Annotated in this window: 17 protein-coding genes; 14 read left to right on the forward strand and 3 right to left on the reverse strand. The window is 73.3% G+C overall.

Features of this window, described 5'->3' with window-relative positions:
* Positions 1-81 precede the first annotated feature (81 nt).
* The 6 genes from ACIBTV_RS15880 (at position 82) to ACIBTV_RS15905 (ending at position 5,516) form a co-directional block, all read left to right on the forward strand.
* Entirely contained in the window at positions 82-747 is a 666-nt protein-coding gene (locus ACIBTV_RS15880; RefSeq protein ID WP_396705420.1) for a response regulator transcription factor, read from the forward strand.
* Entirely contained in the window at positions 744-1,802 is a 1,059-nt protein-coding gene (locus tag ACIBTV_RS15885; RefSeq protein ID WP_396705422.1) for a sensor histidine kinase, read from the forward strand. The genes ACIBTV_RS15880 and ACIBTV_RS15885 overlap by 4 nt, the downstream gene beginning before the upstream one ends.
* A gap of 120 nt (positions 1,803-1,922) precedes the next feature.
* A complete protein-coding gene (locus ACIBTV_RS15890) occupies positions 1,923-2,996 on the forward strand; it encodes a threonine/serine dehydratase (RefSeq protein WP_396705424.1) in 1,074 nt (357 codons plus the stop codon).
* Entirely contained in the window at positions 2,993-4,126 is a 1,134-nt protein-coding gene (locus ACIBTV_RS15895) for a D-alanine--D-alanine ligase family protein (protein WP_396705425.1), read from the forward strand. The genes ACIBTV_RS15890 and ACIBTV_RS15895 overlap by 4 nt, the downstream gene beginning before the upstream one ends.
* A complete protein-coding gene (locus tag ACIBTV_RS15900) occupies positions 4,123-4,758 on the forward strand; it encodes a M15 family metallopeptidase (RefSeq protein WP_396705427.1) in 636 nt (211 codons plus the stop codon). The genes ACIBTV_RS15895 and ACIBTV_RS15900 overlap by 4 nt, the downstream gene beginning before the upstream one ends.
* An 80-nt stretch (positions 4,759-4,838) precedes the next feature.
* Entirely contained in the window at positions 4,839-5,516 is a 678-nt protein-coding gene (locus ACIBTV_RS15905; RefSeq protein WP_396705428.1) for a hypothetical protein, read from the forward strand.
* 58 nt (positions 5,517-5,574) lie between these two features.
* On the opposite strand, the gene gabT is transcribed toward ACIBTV_RS15905, so the two are convergent.
* Positions 5,575-6,846 (reverse strand): 4-aminobutyrate--2-oxoglutarate transaminase, encoded by a 1,272-nt coding sequence (gabT, locus tag ACIBTV_RS15910; RefSeq protein ID WP_396705430.1) that lies wholly within the window; start codon positions 6,844-6,846, stop codon positions 5,575-5,577.
* Positions 6,847-6,849: 3 nt separating this feature from the next.
* A complete protein-coding gene (locus tag ACIBTV_RS15915; protein ID WP_396705432.1) occupies positions 6,850-8,286 on the reverse strand; it encodes a gamma-aminobutyraldehyde dehydrogenase in 1,437 nt (478 codons plus the stop codon).
* A 141-nt stretch (positions 8,287-8,427) separates the two neighbouring features.
* On the opposite strand from ACIBTV_RS15915, the gene ACIBTV_RS15920 reads away from it, so the two are divergent.
* Positions 8,428-9,867, forward strand: a complete 1,440-nt coding sequence (locus ACIBTV_RS15920) for an aldehyde dehydrogenase family protein (protein WP_396705434.1) — start codon at positions 8,428-8,430, stop codon at positions 9,865-9,867.
* Positions 9,868-9,985: 118 nt separating this feature from the next.
* Here the strand turns inward: ACIBTV_RS15920 and ACIBTV_RS15925 are convergent, their stop codons facing one another.
* Entirely contained in the window at positions 9,986-11,218 is a 1,233-nt protein-coding gene (locus tag ACIBTV_RS15925) for an SUKH-3 domain-containing protein (protein WP_396705436.1), read from the reverse strand.
* A gap of 80 nt (positions 11,219-11,298) precedes the next feature.
* Here ACIBTV_RS15925 and ACIBTV_RS15930 point away from each other — a divergent pair, with 80 nt between their 5' ends.
* The 7 genes from ACIBTV_RS15930 to ACIBTV_RS15960 all read left to right on the forward strand — a co-directional run bounded on the left by ACIBTV_RS15930 (position 11,299) and on the right by ACIBTV_RS15960 (position 20,117).
* A complete protein-coding gene (locus tag ACIBTV_RS15930; RefSeq protein WP_396705438.1) occupies positions 11,299-11,706 on the forward strand; it encodes a YbaB/EbfC family nucleoid-associated protein in 408 nt (135 codons plus the stop codon).
* Positions 11,703-12,074, forward strand: coding sequence for a hypothetical protein (locus ACIBTV_RS15935; protein WP_396705440.1), 372 nt, complete (start codon positions 11,703-11,705; stop codon positions 12,072-12,074). The genes ACIBTV_RS15930 and ACIBTV_RS15935 overlap by 4 nt, the downstream gene beginning before the upstream one ends.
* A 15-nt stretch (positions 12,075-12,089) precedes the next feature.
* The gene (locus ACIBTV_RS15940) at positions 12,090-16,466 is read left to right on the forward strand and encodes a toxin glutamine deamidase domain-containing protein (RefSeq protein WP_396705442.1); all 4,377 of its coding nucleotides are present in this window, start codon (positions 12,090-12,092) and stop codon (positions 16,464-16,466) included.
* A complete protein-coding gene (locus ACIBTV_RS15945) occupies positions 16,466-16,900 on the forward strand; it encodes a hypothetical protein (RefSeq protein ID WP_396705444.1) in 435 nt (144 codons plus the stop codon). The genes ACIBTV_RS15940 and ACIBTV_RS15945 overlap by 1 nt, the downstream gene beginning before the upstream one ends.
* A 92-nt stretch (positions 16,901-16,992) precedes the next feature.
* A complete protein-coding gene (locus ACIBTV_RS15950; RefSeq protein WP_396705446.1) occupies positions 16,993-17,595 on the forward strand; it encodes a DinB family protein in 603 nt (200 codons plus the stop codon).
* A gap of 349 nt (positions 17,596-17,944) precedes the next feature.
* On the forward strand, positions 17,945-18,655 hold the full coding sequence (gene nfi, locus ACIBTV_RS15955; RefSeq protein WP_396705448.1) for a deoxyribonuclease V: 711 nt from the start codon (positions 17,945-17,947) through the stop codon (positions 18,653-18,655).
* Between the two features lie 334 nt (positions 18,656-18,989).
* Positions 18,990-20,117, forward strand: a complete 1,128-nt coding sequence (locus ACIBTV_RS15960; protein WP_396705450.1) for a hypothetical protein — start codon at positions 18,990-18,992, stop codon at positions 20,115-20,117.
* The last annotated feature ends 68 nt before the right edge of the window (positions 20,118-20,185 follow it).

Here is a 20,185-nt window from a genome sequence, read left to right on the forward strand (position 1 = left end):
GCTCGGGCGGGTGCTTACAGAACCCTTAACTGGGACTTGAAACCGTGGGCGGGCAACGACGGACCAGGGGGAGCGGAGAGCGTGCGGGTGCTGGTGGCGGACGACGAGCGTTTGCTGGCGGACATGGTCGCCGAGGGGCTGCGACGCTTCTCGATGGCGGTCGACGTCTGCTACGACGGCGACGGGGCGCTCGAGCGGATCGGCGTGAACCGGTACGACGTGGCCGTGCTCGACCGGGACATGCCCGGTCACACCGGTGACGAGGTGTGCCGGAGCCTCGCCGGCTCCGGTGCCGGGACCCGCGTCCTGATGCTCACCGCGGCGGCCGGCATCCGGGACCGGGTCGAGGGGCTCGGCCTCGGCGCCGACGACTACCTGACCAAGCCGTTCGCGTTCGCCGAGCTGGTCGCTCGCGTACAGGCCCTCGGGCGGCGGTCGGCGCCGGCGGTGCCGCCGGTGCTGGAGCAGAACGGGCTCGCGCTGGACGTGGCCCGGCACGTGGTGACCCGGGACGGGCGGCCGGTCAACCTGAGCCCGAAGGAGTTCGCCGTGCTGCACGTGCTGATGCGTGCGGAGGGCCGGGTGGTGAGCGCCGAGGAGCTGCTGGAGCAGGCCTGGGACGAGTTCGCCGACCCGTTCACCAACGCCGTACGGGTCACCGTGATGACCCTGCGAAAGAAGATCGGCCAGCCGGCCGTCATCCACACCGTGCCCCGCGCCGGCTACCGGATCGGCGACCCCGAGTGACCCCGCGCCGCCGCGTCCTGCTCGTCGGGGTGCTCGCCCTGCTCGTCGGCTGCTCGATGACCGGCCTGGAGAAGTACGTCATCGGCATGCTGTGGGCCCCCGGCTACGAGCTCTGCAACCTGCCGGTGCCCGGCTCGCGCCTGGTGTGCGAACCGGCACGCCAGCTCGACGCATTGCTGCCGCTGGCGGCCATGCTCGTCCTCCTCGCTCTCGCGATCGTCGCGATCTGGGGTGCCGCCCTGTGGTGCCTGCGGCCGGTACGGGACCTCGCCGGGCCGATCGCGCACGTCGGGCCGCAGAACCTCGGGCACCGGATCCGGCCGCGTGGACGCGACGAACTGGCCGCGTTGGCCCGGGCGATCGACGAGATGATGGAACGCGTCGCGGCCGGCTACGAGGGGCAGCGGCGGTTCGCCGCGAACGCCTCGCACGAGCTGCGTACGCCGCTCGCGGTCCAGCGGACGCTCATCGAGGTCGGCATGTCCCGGTCGCTCAACGGGGACCAGTTGGAGCTGGTGACCGCCCAGCTGCTGGAGACCAACGAACGCAACGAGCGCCTCATCGAAGGGCTGCTCACGCTCAGCGAGAGCGACCAGGGGCTCCGGTCGAGCACACCGCAGCGGCTCGACGAGATCGCGTACGGGGTGCTGGCCGCGTACCAGGAGCGGGCCACGGCGGCCGGGGTGACGGTGGAGAGCCACCTGAGCCCGAGGATCGTCCCGGGCGAGCGGGTGCTGCTGGAGCGGCTGGTGACCAACCTGGTGGAGAACGCGATCAAGTACAACTGCCCCGGCGGCACGCTCACCGTGGTGGTCGGCGACTCACCGGCGCTGACCGTGGTCAACACCGGTCAGGTGGTGCCGGCCGAGGCGGTAGCCGGTCTCTTCGAGCCGTTCCGGCGCCTGGCCCGGGACCGGACGAACCACGGTCGCGGAGCCGGGCTCGGCCTGGCCATCGCGCGCTCGATCACGCAGGCGCACGGCGGCCTGATCGTGGCCCGTCCCGCCGAGTACGGCGGCCTGCGGGTCGACGTCCAGCTACCCGTCCGACGCTGAGCCGATCCGGCCGGCCGAGAACCCACATCCAGAGCAGCGGGACCGCGTACGCGGCACCCCGACCGTCGGCATGCCCGAAGCGCGCCGTCCCGCACCGCGTCCCACACCGAAGGAGAGGTCATGTCCCGCACCGACACGACGCCCCGCGCGCCGGCCCTGCCGGACCGGGTCCGCGTCGAGGAGGCCGCCTGGTGGCTGTCGGACCGGGTGGTCCGCACGCCGGTGCTGAACTCGCCGGCGATCGACCGGCTGGCCGGCGTCCGCGTCCTGCTGAAGGCGGAGAACCTCCAGACCGGCGGCTCCTACAAGATGCGCGGGGCGATGCTGGCGGTGGGCCGGCTCGCCGCCGCCGGGCACACCGGGGTGGTCGCGCAGAGCACCGGCAACCACGCGGTCGCGGTGGCGTTGGCCGCAGCCCGGCACGGGCTGAGCGCCACGGTCGTGCTGCCCGTCGACGCGGCGTCGACGAAGGTCGCCCGGGCGCGGGCGGCCGGGGCGCGCGTCGTCCTGGCCGGGACGACCCTCGACGAGCGGCTCGCGGCCGCCCGCCAGGTGGGCGATGCCGAGGGTCTGCCGCTCATCGACGCGTACGACCACCCGGACGTGGTGGCCGGGCAGGGCACCGCGAGCCTGGAGCTGATCGAGGAGGCGGAGCGCCTCGGCACCCCGCTGGACGCGCTGGTGGTGCCGGTCGGCGGTGGCGGTGGCGTGGCGGGCGCCTGCCTGGCCGCGGAGGGTCGACCCGTCGACGTGTACGGCGTCGAGCCGGTGGGCTGCGACTCCCTGGCCCGCAGCCTGGCGGTGGGCCGGCCGACGCCGGTGGCCCCGGCGCCCACGATCGCCGACGGCCTGCGCCCCACCTGCGTGGGCGAGCTGCCGTTCGCCGTCCTGCGGGACCGCGTCCGGGGGGTGGTCCGGGTCGACGACGACCAGATCGCCGAGGCGTTCCGGCTGCTCCTGATGGACCTGAAGGTGCTCACCGAGCCGTCCGGCGCGACTGGGCTGGCCGGTGCGCTGCGCCTCGCGGGTGAGCCGGACGTGGAGGTGGTGGGGCGGCCCGGCGCCGGCGCGGTCGGGCGGTCGGGCCGGCGGCGGACGGACTACCGGACGGTCGGCGTGGTGCTGACCGGCGGAAACGTGGAAGCGGACCTGGTCGCCCGACTGGCGACCCGGCAGTGGGAAGGGGTGGCATGAGCACGCCGGTTCGGATCGGAATCCTGTTCGGCGGCCCGTCGGCGGAGCACGAGGTCTCCTGCGCGTCCGCCCTGGGCGTGGCTCGGGCGCTGGCGGGCGGCGGCTACCGCACGGTCGCCATCGGGGTCACCCGGACCGGCGGTTACCGGCTGGTGCCCGACGCGGTCCTCGCCGACCTGGTGGCCGGCACCGGGGCGGAGCGGGCGATCGACGACCGGTTGACGGTGACCGGGCCGGCCGTGGAGCTGCGGCCCGGCCCTCGGCCCGGGACGGCCGTGGTGACCGCCGTCGACGGGGCGGGCGCGGTCCACGCCGAGCTGGACGTGGTGTTCCCGGTGCTGCACGGGCCGTTCGGCGAGGACGGTGTGGTGCAGGGGGTGCTGGAGTCGCTGGGCGTGCCGTACGTGGGGTGCGGCATCCTCGCCTCCGCGGTGGGGATGGACAAGGTGGCGATGAAGCGGGCGTTGCGCGCCGAGGGGGTGCCGATCACCCCGCACGTCTCGTTCGACGCGGAGACCTACCGGGCCGCCGACGACCCGGAGAAGCTGGTGGTGGGGTTGCGCCGGCCGCTGTTCGTCAAGCCGGCCCGGATGGGCTCGTCGATCGGGATCTCCCGCGTCGCCGACGGTGACGACCTGGCGGCGGCGATCGACGAGGCGCTGCGGTACGACAGCGTCGTGGTGGTCGAGCAGGGCGTCACCGGCCGTGAGCTGGAGTGCGGCGTCCTCGGCGGGAGCCGTCCGGAGGCGTCGGCGGTCGGCGAGGTGCGCGTCACCGGCGGGTGGTTCGACTACCGGCAGAAGTACTTCGGCGACGCCGACCCGATGGTCGTGCCGGCGGCGCTGCCCGAGGACGTGGCGGAGCGGATCCGGGACCTGTCGGTACGCGCGTTCGCGGCGATCGGCGGCTGGGGGCTGGCCCGCGTCGACTTCCTCTACGAGGAGGCGACCGGGGACCTCTACGTCAACGAGCTGAACACCATGCCGGGCTTCACCGCACACTCCATGTACCCGAAGGTGTGGGCCGCCGCCGGCGTGGGCTACCGGGATCTCGTGGACCGGCTCGTCGCGCTGGCGTTCGCCCGGCACGCCGCGCGTCCCCGTCCCGCCGGACCGGAGGCTACCCGGTGATCCTGCTCTCCGACCCCCGGGTCGCGGCGGTGCCCGCCACCGACGACGGCGACCCCCTCGTCGACCTGCGGGACGTGCCTGACCTGCGGCTGGACGCCCGCGCGGCCGATCCCGCCGGGGCGTACGCCCGGGTGCGTCTCGGTGTCGCCGAGCGGTTGCTGGCCGCGCAGCGCGCGCTGCCCGACGGCCTGTGCCTGCTGGTCATCGAGGGCTACCGGCCGTACCAGGCGCAGTTGGAGATCTTCACCGGATACCGGGAGGAGCTGCGCGGGCTGCACCCGGACTGGTCGGCCGAGCGGCTGCACCGGGAGACGACCAAGTTCGTGTCGCCGGTGGAGGTGGCGCCGCACAGCACCGGCGGGGCGGTGGACCTGACGCTCTGCACGGACGACGGCCTGGAGCTGGACATGGGCACCGCCGTCGACGCCACGCCGGAGGCGAGCCGCAACGCCTGCTTCACGGCCGCGCCGTCGATCGGCGACACCGCCCGACGGCACCGCCGGATCCTGGTGTCGGCGTTGAGCGGCGCCGGTCTGGTGAACTATCCGACGGAGTGGTGGCACTGGTCCTACGGCGACCGGTACTGGGCGCTGATGACCGGTGCGCCACACACCCGTTACGGTCCGTTGTGATCGCCCACCCCCACTGAACGTTGTGGCCCGCCCGTCCGTACCAGGCGTCGTACGACATCACGGACGACGGGAGAACAAGGGTGAAGGTGCAGCGCAAGCACGCGCTGGCGGCGGGTGTGGCGGTGGTCGCGGCGGTGGTCGTGTCGGTCGGCACCGGGCTCGGGTTCGCGGACACCGCCCCGGCGCGGGCCTCCGTGTGCCCGGGCTCGGTGACGTTCTCCGCCGAGGGCGGGACGCCGGCGGCGACCAGCGACCGGTTCCCGGTGGGTACCCGGCTGCGGGTGACCAACCTGGACAACGGCAGGGCCGCCACGGTGACGGTGACCGGGCCGTCCGGCAGTTGCGTCCTCCTCAACGCGACGGCGATGGAGCTGGTCCGGGAGCCGGGCAAGAACGTGATCCGTCGCAACGTGGTGGAGCGCGTCGACGGTGACGTCGCGCTGCCGCCGCCGCCGGCCCAGCCCGGCAGCACCAGGCCCGGCGCGGCGTCGCCCGGAGCCCCCGGAGCGGCGCCGGGCGCGGCCTGCACCGGCGCGATCACGTTCTTCGCCGAGGGCGGGGCGCCGGCGGCGACGAGCGACAGGTTCCCGGTGGGCACCCGGCTGCGGGTGACCAACCTGGACAACGGCAGGGCCACCACGGTGACGGTGACCGGGCCGTCCGGCAGCTGCGTGCTGCTCAACACGGCGGCCATGGACCAGATCCGGGAGCCGGGCAAGAACCTGGTGCGCCGCAACACCGTCGAGCTGCTGCGCTGACGAGGCCCCTCGCCCGCCGTCGCCCGACGGCGGGCGACGGGCCGCTCAGCCCGGGCCCTCAGCCGAAGGCGGCGTCCAGGATGTCGAGGCCGCGGGCCAGTTCCGCGTCGGAGACGACCAGCGGGGGCAGGAACCGCAACACGTTGCCGTACGTGCCGCAGGTCAGCGTGAGCAGGCCGGCCGCGTGGCAGGCGGCCGACACCGCGGCCGTGGCGACCGGATCCGGGGTGAGCGTGCCGGGCCGCACCAGCTCCACGGCGAGCATCGCGCCCCGACCGCGTACCTCGGCGATCCGCGGGTCCCGCTCGGCGATCGCGTGCAGCCGGGGCAGCATCACCGACCCGATCCGCCGGGCCGCCCCCGCCAGGTCCCGTTCGTGCATCGTCTCGATGCCGGCGAGCGCGGCGGCGCAGGCGATCGGGTTGCCTCCGTACGTGCCGCCGAGGCCGCCGACGTGGACCGCGTCCATCAGGTCGGCCCGGCCGGTCACCGCGGCCAGCGGCAGCCCGCCGGCGATGCCCTTGGCCAGGGTGACCAGGTCCGGCTCGACGCTCTCGTGTTCGCAGGCGAACCAGTCACCGGTCCGGCAGAAGCCGGTCTGGATCTCGTCGGCGACGAAGAGCGCCCCGGCCGCCGTCGCCCACTCGCGCAGCGCCGGCAGGAACTTCTCCGCCGGTACGACGAAACCGCCCTCACCCTGGATCGGCTCGATGAGTAGCGCGGCCACGTTCTCCGCGCCGACCTGCTTCTCGACCGTCTCGATGGCTCGGGCGGCGGCGGTGGCGCCGTCGAGGCCGCCGTCGCGCAGCGGGTACGACATGGGCACCCGGTAGACCTCGCCGGCGAACGGCCCGAACCGGTGCTTGTACGGCATGTTCTTCGCGGTCAACGCCATGGTCAGGTTGGTCCGGCCGTGGTACGCGTGGTCGAAGACCACCACCGCCGGCCGTCCGGTGGCGTGCCGGGCGATCTTCACCGCGTTCTCCACCGCCTCGGCACCGGAGTTGAACAGCGCCGACCGCTTCTCGAACCCGCCGGGCGTGAGCAGGTTGAGCTGCTCGCAGACCGCCACGTACGACTCGTAGGGCGCGACCATGAAGCAGGTGTGGGTGAAGCGCTCGACCTGCGCGCGGACCGCCTCGACCACCCGCGGCGCTGAGTTGCCCACGTTGGTGACCGCGATGCCGGCGGCGAAGTCGATCCACTCCCGCCCGTCGACGTCGGTGATCGTCCCACCCGACGCGTGGTCCACGTAGGACGGGACGACGCTGCCGACCCCGCGCGCGACCGCCGCCTGGCGGCGCTTGTGCAGGTCCTCGGAGGAAGCCACGGGTCAGCCCTCGATGTGGTGCATGACGTGCTTGACCCGGGTGTAGTCCTCCAGACTGTAGACCGAGAGGTCCTTGCCGTGGCCGGAGTGCTTGAAGCCGCCGTGCGGCATCTCGGAGACGAACGGGATGTGCGTGTTGACCCAGACGCAGCCGAAGTCCAGCCGTCGGGTCATCCGCATCGCGCGGCCGTGGTCCCTCGTCCAGACCGACGCCGAGAGGCCGTACTCGACGCCGTTCGCCCAGCGCACCGCCTCGTCCTCGTCGGTGAAGCGCTGCACGGTGATGACCGGCCCGAAGACCTCGTCCTGAATGATCTCGTCCTGCTGGCGCAGACCGGAGACGACGGTCGGGGCGTAGAAGAAGCCGCGCTCGCCGACCCGGGAGCCGCCGGTCCGGATCGCGGCGTGGTCGGGCAGGCGGTCCACGAAGCCGCTGACCCGGCTGAGCTGGTTGGCGTTGTTCAGCGGGCCGTAGAGTACGTCCTCGTCGTCCGGCGCGCCGGTCTTCGTGTTGCGGGCCTGCTCGGTCAGCGCGGCCACGAAGTCGTCGTGGATGCCGGGCCCGGCCAGCACCCGGGTCGCCGCCGTGCAGTCCTGCCCCGCGTTGAAGTAGCCGCCCACCGCGATCGCCTCCGCAGCCGCCGCGACGTCCGCGTCGTCGAAGAGCACCACCGGCGCCTTGCCGCCCAGCTCCAGGTGGGTGCGCTTCAGGTCCGGGGCCGCCGCCGCGGCGACCTCCATCCCGGCGCGGGTCGAGCCGGTGATCGACACCAGCTGCGGGGTGGGGTGGGAGACCAGGGACCGCCCGGTGTCCCGGTCACCGCAGACCACGTTGAACACGCCCGGCGGGAAGAACTCGGCCGCGATCTCGGCCAGCAGCAGCGTCGACACCGGTGTCGTGTCCGACGGCTTGAGCACCACCGTGTTGCCGGCGGCCAGCGCCGGGGCGATCTTCCAGACCGCCATCATCAGCGGGTAGTTCCAGGGCGTGACCTGGGCGCAGACGCCGATCGGCTCACGCCGCACGTACGACGTGTGCCCGGCGAGGTACTCGCCGGCCGAGCGGCCCTCCAGGAGGCGGGCCGCGCCGGCGAAGAAGCGCAGTTCGTCGACGGCCGGCGGCAGCTCCTCGTCGGCGGTGAGCTGGCGGGGCTTGCCCGTGTTGCGTACCTCCGCGTCGACCAGCTCGGCCGCCCGGGACTCCACCGCGTCGGCGAGCTTCAGCAACGCCTTCTGCCGCTCGGCGGGGGTGGCGTCCCGCCAGCCCTCGAACGCGCCGGCGGCGGCTGTCATCGCCGCGTCCACGTCCGCCGGGCCCGACACGGGGGTCTGGGCGAACACCTCGCCCGTGCACGGGTCGACCAGGTCCGCGTATCCGCCGTCCACCGGGTCGACGTACTGGCCGTTGACGAAGTTGCGCAGCTGCTGCTGGTCACTCATGAGGAGTCTCCGAGGGGTGGCCGGGGGCGGGATCAGCGGAGGTTATCGCAATCTGACTGCCATCTTGGCTACTGAATTCGCGGCAGACAAGGGCTGCGGCGACCGTTTCCGTGAACCTGCGGGGTCGTCTACGCTGCGGTCGTGGAGTCGAGAGCCTTCTACGTCGCCGGTCGCCCCACCCACGGCGACGGTGACCTGACCGTCCACCACCCGTACGACGGCCGGGCGGTGGGGCGTACCACCCTCGCCACGCCGGACCAGGTCGAGGCGGCCGTCGCGGCCGCCGCCGCGGTGGCCAGGGAGGCCGCGGCCCTGCCCGCGCACGCGCGCGCCGCCGCGCTCGACCACGTCTCCCGGCGGCTCGCCGAGCGGGCCGACGAGGTCGCGCACCTGATCACCGCCGAGAACGGCAAGCCGCTGAAGTGGGCCCGCGCCGAGGCGGGTCGCGCGGTCTCCACCTTCCGGTGGGCCGCCGAGGAGGCGCGGCGCTTCTCCGGAGAGCTGCAACGGCTCGACACCGACCCGGCGGCCACCGGCCGGATCGCCCTGGTGCGCCGGGTGCCGCGCGGCCCCGTGCTGGGCATCGCCCCGTTCAACTTCCCGCTCAACCTGGTCGCGCACAAGGTGGCCCCGGCCATCGCGGTCGGCGCGCCGATCGTGCTCAAGCCGGCGCCCGCGACGCCGCTCTCCGCGCTGCTCCTGGGCGAGCTGCTCGCCGAGACCGACCTGCCGGCGGGCATGTTCTCGGTGCTGCCGCTGCCCAACGAGCGCGCCGCCGACCTGGTCACCGACCCGCGCCTGCCGGTGGTGTCGTTCACCGGCTCCGGACCGGTCGGCGCGGCCATCCGCCGCTCGGTGCCCGACAAGCACGTCACGCTGGAACTCGGGGGCAACGCGGCGACGGTGATCTGCGCGGACTGGGCCTCCGACGAGGACCTGACCTTCGCCGCGCACCGGATCGCCACCTTCGCCAACTACCAGGCCGGGCAGTCCTGCATCGCCGTGCAGCGGGTCTACGTCCACGAGTGGCTCTACGACGGCTTCCTGCCCAGGCTGGTCGCCGCCGTGCAGGAGCTGCGCACCGGCGACCCGACCGACGAGCGGACCGACGTCGGGCCGCTGATCTCCGAGGCCGCCGCGCGCCGCGTCGAGGAGTGGGTGGACGAGGCGGTGCGGGCCGGCGGCGCCATCGAGGTCGGCGGCCGGCGCGAGGGCGCCACCTACCCGCCGACGGTGCTCACCGGGGTGCCCGCCGACGCCAAGGTCGTCGCCGAGGAGGTCTTCGGGCCGGTGCTGGTGGTCGCCCCCGTCACCGATGACGAGGCCGCGTTCGCCGCGGTCAACGACTCGGCGTACGGGCTGCAGGCCGGCGTCTTCACCCACGATCTCCAGACGGCGTTCCTCGCCGCCCGCGTCCTGGACGTGGGCGGGGTGATCGTCGGCGACGTGCCGTCGTACCGTGCCGACCAGATGCCCTACGGCGGCGTCAAGGGCAGCGGCGTCGGACGCGAGGGGCTGCGCAGCGCCATGGACGATTACACCGAACCGCGCGTCATGGTGCTCACCGGCCTGCGCCTCTAGCGCCGGTCGCTTGGTCGCCCGGCCTGCTGGCCGACTCCCGGGCCTGCTGGCCGCCTTTCGCCTCGTGGTGTGGTGGGCGCCGGCCGGGGCGGGCACCGCCGGCCGCGGCGGCACGCGGTCACCAGGTGCCGTCGTCACGCACCCGGGCCGGTGCCCGACCGAGCAGCAGGGTGGTCAGCGCCTCGTCGACGTCCGCGCCGAGGAACCACTCGCCGGCCTGATCCAGCGCGAACACCCGCCCCCGCTCGTCGATGGCGAAGAGGCTGTCGCCGTGGTCGGCGCCGAGCGGGAAGAGTCGTACGCCCAGCACCGCGCCGAAGTCGGCCAGGATGTCGGCGCTGTGCGCGCCCCGGAGCGGGTTGGTGGTGAACCGGCTGATCCACACCTCCTCACCCGGGCCTCGCCGCCGGGTGAGGATCGCGGGGAACCTGTTGATCGCCCGGATCGCCGCCGGGAACGGGTGATGCCGATGCTGCCGGCCGGCGATGCCCACGGTCTCCTCGATCACACCCTCGGCGAGTGTCGCGTGGAACGTCGTCTCCTCCCAACCGCCGTCGACCAGCGCGTCGGCGACCTCCGGTGGGAACCGCCCCGGTTGGTGCGGGGTGCGGGAGTCGGGCTGCCACTCGGTGGTGAAGGCCAGCTCCGACCAGGGGAGCACGTTGACGTGCACGAGGAAGTTGAGGCAGGAGTCGCAGGGCCGCTCGGCCGGGCCACCGGCCGGGTCGCCCTGCTCCCGCACCCGGAACACCTCGAAGCGGGCCGCGGCGAGCAGCGACTCGACGTCGCCGAGGCTCATCGGCGCGATGCCCTCGGCGGCCCGGCGGTGGTCGTACTCGTGCAGGACGTCGGAGACGACGATCAGCTCCGCGTGCCGGTCACCGCCCCGGGTGAGATGCCCGGGCGGCAGCTCGTCCAGGTAGCGCTGGACCACCGGATGGTGCCGCAGCACGACGTCACCCTTCGCGCCCGCGGCGCGGAAGACCCGGCCGTCGATGGTCAGGTGGGCGGTGGCGGACGGGGCGGGAAGCCGCCGGATCTCCCGCAGCAGCTGACTCGCCGGATCGACCGTACGTGGCGCGGACGGCCCGTCCGGACGGCTGCGCCGGTAGAGCTCCTCGATCACGGTCGGCGCCACCCTCGGCCACGTGGTCACCTCGCCGGTCTCCTTGTCGATCACCGTGCTCGGGAGGTCACCGGGGAGCGCCCGGGCTTGAGTGGACACAGTGGACGAAATCACGTAACCCAGGTCGAACTCGTCGACCGTCGGCGTGCACTCGTAGCCGAGGCGCTGGGAGTCGCGACGCGCCCAGACGGCGGCGAGTTGTTCAGCCTGTTGTCGGTCGATCACGCATCGAAGTTACCCGACCCCCACGGATCCGTCGCGCCCGGTATGGTTCGGCCTACCGACGGTGACGGGGAGGCTCGGCGGTGGGCGAAAACGTGGACCGCGACGTCAATCACGCGCTACGGGCGCGCTTCGACGAGGTGTACGGGCAGTACCAGCAGCTTCGGTCCGGTCTGGCCGAACTGCGCACGAAGCTGGAGCAGCTGCGGGTGACCGAACGCTCCGCCGACGGGCGGGTCACCGTGACCGTCGGCGCGCGCGGGGACCTCGTCTCGGTGGAGCTGGACCCGGCCGTCTACCAGGACCGCGACGCGACGAAGCTGGGGCGTACGGTCACCGACACCGTCCGGCGGGCCAGCGCCAGGGCCGTGGCGTCCACTCAGGAACTGGCGGCCGGCTACCTGCCCGCCGGCTCCGGCTCACTGGAGTTCCTGCGTACCGGAGACTTCGGCGCGCTGCTCGCCCGGGCCGACGCGGCCCCGCGCCCGTGACCGGCGTGGGCGGCGGGCACCTGTGGCTCGACCCCGGGCGGGCCCGCCGCGCGGGTGACGACCTCTCCCTCGCCGGTGAGGCGGTGACCGCCCGGCGCGCCCGGATCGGCGGGGACATCGCCGCCGCCAGCGCCCAGCGGCCGTGGGGCCGCGACGACATCGGGGCGGCCTTCGACCGCGCCTACCGCGACGCCGAGGCGACCGTGCTGCGCGCGTGGGAGGGCGTCGGTCGGTGCCTGACCGGGCTCGGCGCCGACGTGGTGCGCTCGGTCGACGCCAACCTCCAGACGGACGCCGCCGCCGGTGCCCGGCTCGACGGGGTGCGCGCCACGGGTCCCGAGGGCCCGGCCCGGCTCGGCCCGCGCTGACCGGGAGTCCTGCTGATGAGCCTGTTGCCGAGCCCAGTCCCGCACCCGCTCGACTACTCACCGTGGCAGCTTCCCGACTGGGTGTACGAGGCCCTCGACTGGGTGATCGGCGTGGAGTGGCCGGACGGGAACGAGCGTGCCGTCTGGGACCTCGCCGACCAGTGGTACGCCGTGGCCACCGCCCTGGTCGGCCCGCAGACCGACGCGCACGCCGCCGCCGACGAGACCCGCGCGGCGTACGGCGGAGTCGGCGCGGTCGCCGAGGCGTTCGACGCGGCCTGGCGGGCGCTCGCCGAGGGCGACGAGGCGCCGCTGCCCGTTCTGCTGACGGTGAGCACCGACCTGGGTCGTCTGGTCGAGGAGTGCGGCTGCGACCTGGAAGCCGCGAAGATCGAGGTCTGGATCGAGCTGGGCATCCTCGTCGTCGAGCTGCTCTCCCTCGCCGTCGCCACCGCCCTCACCGCCGGGGCCGCCTCGCCCGCGGCCGGTGCGGCGATGACCGCGAGCCGGCTGATCGTGCAGCAGATCTTCAAGCGGCTCACCGCGCAGCTCGCCCGCAAGTCCCTCCGGCACGGGCTGCGGGAGGCCGGCGAACGGGCCGCCAAGCAGGTCGTCGAGGGCGGCGTACGCGGGCTGGCCCGTCGATCCGCACTCGGCGGGCTGGCCGAGGCGGGGGAGGAGGCCGGGGTCAGCCTCGCCACGCAGGCGTACCAGAACACCACCGGCCGCCGGCAAGGGCTGGACCTGACCGACCTCGGGACCTCTGCGGTCGGTGGCCTGGCGGGCGGAGCGGTCGCCCCGCTGGCCGGGCTGGGACGGCACGCCACCGGCCGCGCCGCCCGCGTCGGAGAGCACCTCGGCCGGGAGATGGCCGGCGAGACGATCGCGGAGAACGCCGCCAGTCTCGCCACCGGTCAGGGTCTCACCTCCCTGGAGGACGCCGCCCGAGCGGCCGTCTCCGGCGCCACCGGATCGGCGACCACACAAGCGGACACCGCGCTCCGGGCGCGACTCGACGGTCGACTGTCCACGCTGGAAGCGTCCGGGCTGGTGGGTCCGCCCCTCGCGCCGCCTTTCGGAGCTGGGCTGCCACCCCTGTCGGAGACGCCGCTGGGCCCTGCGGAGTCGATATCGCTCGTTGGTTCGGGTGCGGCGGGTTCGGCTGCCGAGGGTGTCTCGTCGGCGGGTGCGGTCCTGGCGGCTGCGGCTGCCCAGCCGGCCGCTGCCTCGGTGGTGGAGTCTGCTGCTGCTCCCCTGCCCGGTCCGGTAGCGGCCGGTGTGGCGGTCCCGCCGGGTCCGCTCGCTGCCGGCAGCGTCGCGCCGCCCGGCCCCGACCTGGTCGGCCTCCCGACGGCTCCGCTCGCCGGGGTGGCCCCACCCGCACCGGTGGCCGACGTATCGGCTGCGGCAGACGGTCGCTCGCCCGGCGTGCCCGCCGCCCCGCAGTCCCCCGTGCTCGGACCGCCGCCCAGCGGCTTGTCGGTCGCCGGATCGGCGCAGATGTCCGGCCCAACCGCGCCCATCGCATCTGCTCGTCCGGTCGTCCCGCCCGTCACGTGGTCTGCTCACGCGCCCACGCCGACCGTCGGCCCGCTGTCCCCGCCGTCCGTTGGTCCGCCGCAGCCGGTGGCGCCGGTCGCGTCGCCGCCTCCTCGCGCGTCGGCCGCGACGGCGCCCGTCACGTCGCCATCAGCCGACGCGCCGGTCGCGCCTGATCGGCCGATCCCGCCGGTTGGGCCTGAGCGGGCGGTCCCACCGGTTGGGCCTGAGCGGGCGGTCCCACCGGTGCCGCCCGAGCGGCCGGTGCCGCCGGTGCCGCCCGAGCAGGGACCGCGGCGTCCGACGACCCCCGCGAACGAACCCCCGTACTCGGCGGCCCGGGGTCCCGACGGGCTGCGGCCCCGGACGCCCGAGTGGTATGCGGCGGTCTGGGCGGCCGACCGCGACGCGTTCGAGCGACGCCGTTACCGGGGCCACTTCGAACACCAGCGCAGAAGGCACGACGAGATCCGCCGCCGCGAGGAGGCTTCTGACCTGCGGATGTTCGCCGACCGCAGCAAGGACGAGGCGCGTTGGCTGCACTCGAAGGGCCGCGTCCTGGCGTCCGCCGGGCGGCACGCCGAGGCGGATCGGCTCTTCCAGGAGAGCCTCGAGCGGGAACGCCGGCACCACGAGCAGCGGGACCGGGCCCAGGCGATCCTGGCGGGCGCGGCGACCTCGGACATGACCGTCAGCGATTTCGACTTCTCCCACGTCAACGACGACGTTGGTGATCTCGCCCGGGGTGCCGTGGAGACGGGCGACCGCTCGGCGCTGACCGACGACGACCACCCGCCGCCGATAGACCGCTCCCGCAGGTACGGAAAGCCGGGCGGCCTACGTCCACCGCTGGCCCTGCACCAGACGGACGTCGAGCGGCGGGTTCCCCGCGAGCCGGACGGCCGGGTCGCGCGTACGCCCGATCCGCGTCGAGGTGACTGGTTCCGGCTGATGAACGACGGGGGACCCGCCGCTGATCCGACCCGGGGCATCAACTGCCTCGACTGCACGCTGTCGCTCCTCGACACCTGGATGCACGGCCGACCCCGGGTCGCGGCACCACGCACGTTCGACGCGTACGCCGCCGGTGACATCAACCGACCGTTGGGCGGCGAATGGAGCGGCCCTCGCCGAATCGAGGAAGTCACCGGGGGTCGGTTCCAGCGGCTCTGCGAACCAACCGCCCGCAGTACGCCCCCGGAGCGTCGCCACGCGGTCGACCGGGGATACCGCAACCTGCACGACCAACTGCTGCTCGGCGGGCACGGCACCTTCGCATTCGTGATCAACACCTGGGAGGGTGGAGGCTCACACGTCTCGGTGGCGCTCAACCAGAACGGGACCGTGCTCTACCTCGACCCGCAGACCGGTCGGATCGCGCCGCGACCGCTCTACCGGCACAGTGGAGCACCCCACCGGTACAACGCGGTGGACCTCGACATCCTCGTGCTCGCCCCGGACGGCCGGCCGATGCCCATGGCCGGTCTGCGGCGAGGCCAGTTCAGCGCCCTCCCTGACCTGCCCGAGTACCCGCCGGCCCTCCATCACGAGGGGTACGGCGACCCGTACATCAACCGCTTCCACCTCATCGACGGCCCAGGGTTACCGGTTGCGGACAACAGCCCGGCAGGAGCCGTGTCCGAGAATGAGCCGTCTCCGCCCGATCCTCTCGATGCGGAAGCTGAGCGCCTTCCGTCCCGCCCGACGGCGAGCCGAGTCCCGGTCGCCTCGATCCTGGAGCGCGGGGCCGGCCTGAAACAGGTCTTCTCGACCGGGGTCACGCCGCCGGAATTGGCGGCGGAGCTGACGCCCGCACAGATCAGGCGGCTGGTGCCGCAGCTCGACGACGCCGCCGCGAACGACGTGGCGATGGTCCTGGCTGACGAGCAGGTCCAGGAGATGCTGCGGCGCCTTCAGCGTGAGCCGGCAAGCGACGTCGGCGTGCAGGGCGAGACGCTCGTGACGCAGTTGATGCACCGGCCGGACCTGGCGCGGCTGATGTTGGCCTCGCCCGTCCTGATGAGGTCGCTGACCGCGCGCCCGCTCACCCTGCGTAACCTGGCCACCCACCAGGAGGCAATAGACGCTCTCACCGACGTACTCGACGACATCGCGGGGCGTGGCGCTGAGGTGGTGGCCGCGGAGGGCGTGCCCGACCCCAAGCCCACGCCGTTGACCCACGAACAACGGCAAATCAGTCGGCGCATGTCCGTGGGGAAGAACATCGTCGCGCAACCGGGCTTCGACTGGCGTCGGCGTGGTGACCCGTCCTACCTGAAGCGCTATCTGGACGACCTGTATGGGCAGGCTGCCGCAGCCCAGGCGGAGCTGAATAGACTCGCGATGACTCTAGTCTCCGTCGATGGAGAAAGGCTCGGCGAGCCAGGCTGGCGCACGGAGCCTAAATCTCGACAACGAGTATTGGACAAGCTGTCGAGGTATCGAGGCGATGCCTCGAGGCTCATCGACCTCGCGGCGGCCAAGATTGAGTTCTCGTCGCTCGACGACCTCTACACCGCGCTTGTACGGATCGGCGATGAGCCCAGCGTCACCGTCGTGCGATTTGAGGATCGGTTCGTGGATCCCCAGGACAGTGGATACCGGGACGTTCAAATGATCTTGAGAATGCGAGGAGGTCACCTCGCCGAGTTCCGGCTGCATCTGGCATGTCTCGATGAGATCGCGGTGTGGGAGCACGCGTTGTTCGAAGTGCGACGTGATCTAGACTCTCTCGCGCGTGCGGACGGTCGTGAGATGACCTCTCCTGAACGTGCGATTGCCGACGGCATTCTCCGTAGGGAGCAGGATCTGTTTTGGAACGCGCTGCTGGCGACGTATGAGGAGAGCCCCTGATGACCAGAATGCCGGGCTTGGTCTTGCCCTCCTACTACCTCTATTACAACTCGCCGGTGAAGATCCTCCCGACACCGGCGGGCGGCGCGCGCGTCTGGCGTATCTCTATAGATACCGGCGGGTGGGTGGAAGAGAACCAGCTGTTCAGCGAGATAGTTTTCGCGATCGGTGGTGAGATCTTCACGCGTAACGCTGAGGATTTCGTCCAGGAGGTAGAGGCGTTCCGTGCCCACTACCTCACCGGTGAGGGGGCGGTCTTCGCCCTCTACGAGACGGTCGACGCGATCATTGCTGCGGCTGACAAGGAGGAGCGCCGGCTGACGGTCGAGGAGCTCGCCCTGATACGAGGTATCCGGCGGAAGACCTTCGTCATGTTCGAGGAGGAGCTTCAACGCGCGGGACAGCCGGGCGCTGACCCCGGTATCGGCGCCTGATCGGCCGCCTGCTCACCACCTGGTCGGGGCCCAGTTGGAGCGCTTGCGCCAAATCGGTTGCCACCCCCGGCGACCTCGGCCAGGGTCGCCGTATGACTGATTCTGCCGCTGTCCCCTCCGCCGACGAGCTCGCCGACGGTAAGCCCGCCGGCGGATTCGCCTGGTCGAACATGTTCGTCCATCCCGAGGACGACCCGCGCTCCGAGGGTGGCTTCGATGACGAGCGGACGGTGCTCGTCGAGTACCTGCGCGACCAGCGACTCACTCTGCAGCTGAAATGCGCCGACCTGAACGCTGAGCAGTTGGCCCGTCGGGCCGTACCGCCGTCGACGATGTCGTTGATCGGTCTGGTGCGGCACCTGGCCGAGGTGGAACGGGGTTGGTTCCGGCGGACGATGGCCGGGGAGGACGCGCCGAGGCTCTACCGGACGGAGGCCGACCCGGACGAGGACTTCAACGGGGCGGTGGCCGATCCGGATGTGGTCGCCGAGGCGTGGCGGACCTGGCGCGCGGAGGTGGAGTTCGCCGAGCGGCTGGTCGACGCCATACCCGACCTCGGCACCACGGGGACCATGGGCGACGGCGAGACGATCTCGCTGCGTGAGCTGCTGGTGCACATGATCGAGGAGTACGCCCGCCACAACGGCCACGCCGATCTGCTCCGCGAACTCATCGACGGCCGCGTCGGGCAGTAGCGCGGTGACTCGGCGTTCGGCACCGTCGGGAGTGGGTGCGTTTGTTGTCGCCCCGGCAACAACAAACGCACCCACGGCGATGGACGCCGACCGCCGGCCGGTGTGGGCGGCCCGGATCCGGTAACTCTGGCGGTCCGCGACCCTGAACGAACATCGAATCCCGCCGCGACCCTGAACGAACATCGAATCCCGCCCGGCCCGGCGGCCCGGCGAGCGGGGAACCCGGGCAGGGCGACCCGTGCCGGGGTATGACCGGGGGTGGCCCGACTGGGGCGTGGCGTGATCCACTCGAGTTCCTGGCTGTCGGGGTGTCGCGGGCGCGGGGTCGGCCCGCCTTGAGGGACGCCGAGTGGATCAAGAGCGGGGTCGGGTGGATCGAGGCAGCGGCACGCCGCGCACCATCGCGGAGGCGGTGGCCGTGCAGGAGGAGCTGCGGTCGCGGGTCGACCTGGTCGGGCCCGGTCCCGCCGAGCCGGCGACGGTGGCCGGCCTCGATGTGGCGTACGCCGAAAGTGGTGATCTTCTCGCGGCGGCCGTCACGGTGCTCGACGCACGGACCCTGACGGTGGTGGACGAGGCGGTCAGCGTCGGGCGGCCCGCCTTCGGGTATGTGCCGGGGCTCTTCGCGTTCCGTGAGCTGCCCGCTCTGCTCGCCGCCCTCGATCGGCTGAGCACCCGGCCCGACCTGCTGGTCTGCGACGGGCACGGGCTGGCGCACCCGCGCCGGTTCGGGCTCGCCTGTCACCTCGGGGTGGTGACCGGCCTGCCGGCGATCGGGGTGGGGAAGACCCCGCTGATCGGGGAGTGGACGCCGCCCGATGAGCGGCGGGGCGCCTGGTCGGAGCTGCGGGACGGCGACGAGGTGGTGGGTCGGGTGGTGCGTACCCGAGACGGGGTGAAGCCGGTCTTCGTCAGCGTCGGTCACCGGATGAGCCTGGACAACGCCACCGCCCAGGTGCTGGCGCTGACGCCACGTCACCGGCTGCCGGAAACCACCCGCGCCGCCGACCGCCGCTCCCGGGACGCGTTGGCCCGCGCTGCTGCGAGCCACGACGGTTAGGTGCCACGCCGGCTCGGACCGCGACGGGTTCGGCTCGCGACGGTCGCGCCGCGCTGGTTCGGCCCACAGGGCGTCGGGCCCGCGCGGGGTCGGGCCCGCGCGGGGTCAGGCCCACGCCGACGGTTCGTGCCGGTTCGGGCCGGCCCGACCTGGGCGCGGACCGGGGCCGGGGACGGGCTGGCGGGCGGTGCCGAGGGCCTGTGGAACTGCGAGGCCAGCAACGCGCGGGGCGTAATGCACCACACATCCGGGGCGCTCTATGACCGGCGGGGCCGGTGGGGCGGTAGTAGCCTGACCGCCGACCCCGAACCCGGGGAGATGCGGCGAGGTGATCATGACAGTACGTCGGCAAGCGGCACGGCTCGCGACCGTCTGCGCGCTGCTGGGCGGCCTGGTCGCGCTCGGCGCGTCGCCCGCGCAGGCCGATGACGACTCGGTGCGGGTGCGTGCGGCCAGCACCTTCGACGCCGGTGGGTCGCCGGAGGGCGTCAACGTCGAGGTACGCAAGCGCAGCGACGGCTGCGTGCAGCTGCGTACGACGCTGGGGCTGCGCCTGTCGGGTCTGCGCGCTGATCAGGTGACCGTGCAGGTCAGCTACGGCCGGCAGTGGTTCCCCGTCCCGCTGGGCGGTGGCGACGGCGCCCTGGTCACGTCGCCGACCTCGCCGGCGAAGCCGAACCTCTGCAAGGGCAAGGGCATCACCGTGCGCTACCGGGTGGCCTTCGCGCCCGAGGCGCCGAACGGCCGGCTGACCGTGGTCGGGGCGGCCACGGACGCGCTCGACCATTTGCTCGGTCGGGGAAGCGACGCCTCCCGGGTGGTCGGTGGGCGCGCGTCCGCGTCCCCGACGCCCTCGGAGACGCCCTCGCCCACACCCACCGTCGTGGAGACCGAGGTCGCCACCGCCGCCGAGACCGACCAGACGCCGACGGCCCCGGTCGCGCCGAGCGACGTGGCCGCCGCCGCCACCGAATCGTCCGGGCTGTCGCCCATCATGTTCGTCGGCCTCGGTCTGGTGGCACTCGGAGCGCTGCTGATCGGGCTGCTCATCCGTCGGTCCCGGGCGGACAAGGCAACCGGCGGCGAGCCCGTCGGGCCGCTGCCGGGCAACGCCGGTGGCACCACCTACCGCTCCGCCGGCGGACCGCCCGCGGCCCCTGGTCAGATGTACGGCCAGCCGCCGGCCGGTGGCACGTACGGCGCGCCGCAGCAGCGGCCGGCCGGCGGTGTCTACGGGGCGCGCCCCGCGGCGCCCGCGCCGGACCAGACCCGCCCCCTGCCGCCGTCGGGACAGTGGGCCGCCCCGGCCAACTCCGCCCCGGCCACGCCCGGCCCGGACGAGACTCGGCCCCTGCCGCCGGGACAGTGGACGGCCCCGGCCGCGCCCGGCTCCACGACGCCCGGGCAGCCGGACGTGCCGCCGGGGGAGCACACGGTGATCATGCCGCGGCTCCCCGAGTGAGCGAGGAGCGCCGGGAACCCTCCGATACGCTCAGGGTGCGTGACGACCTGCTGCCAAGGAGTGGATCC

This window comes from Micromonospora sp. NPDC049366, from assembly GCF_044466625.1.
Lineage (GTDB): Bacteria > Actinomycetota > Actinomycetes > Mycobacteriales > Micromonosporaceae > Micromonospora.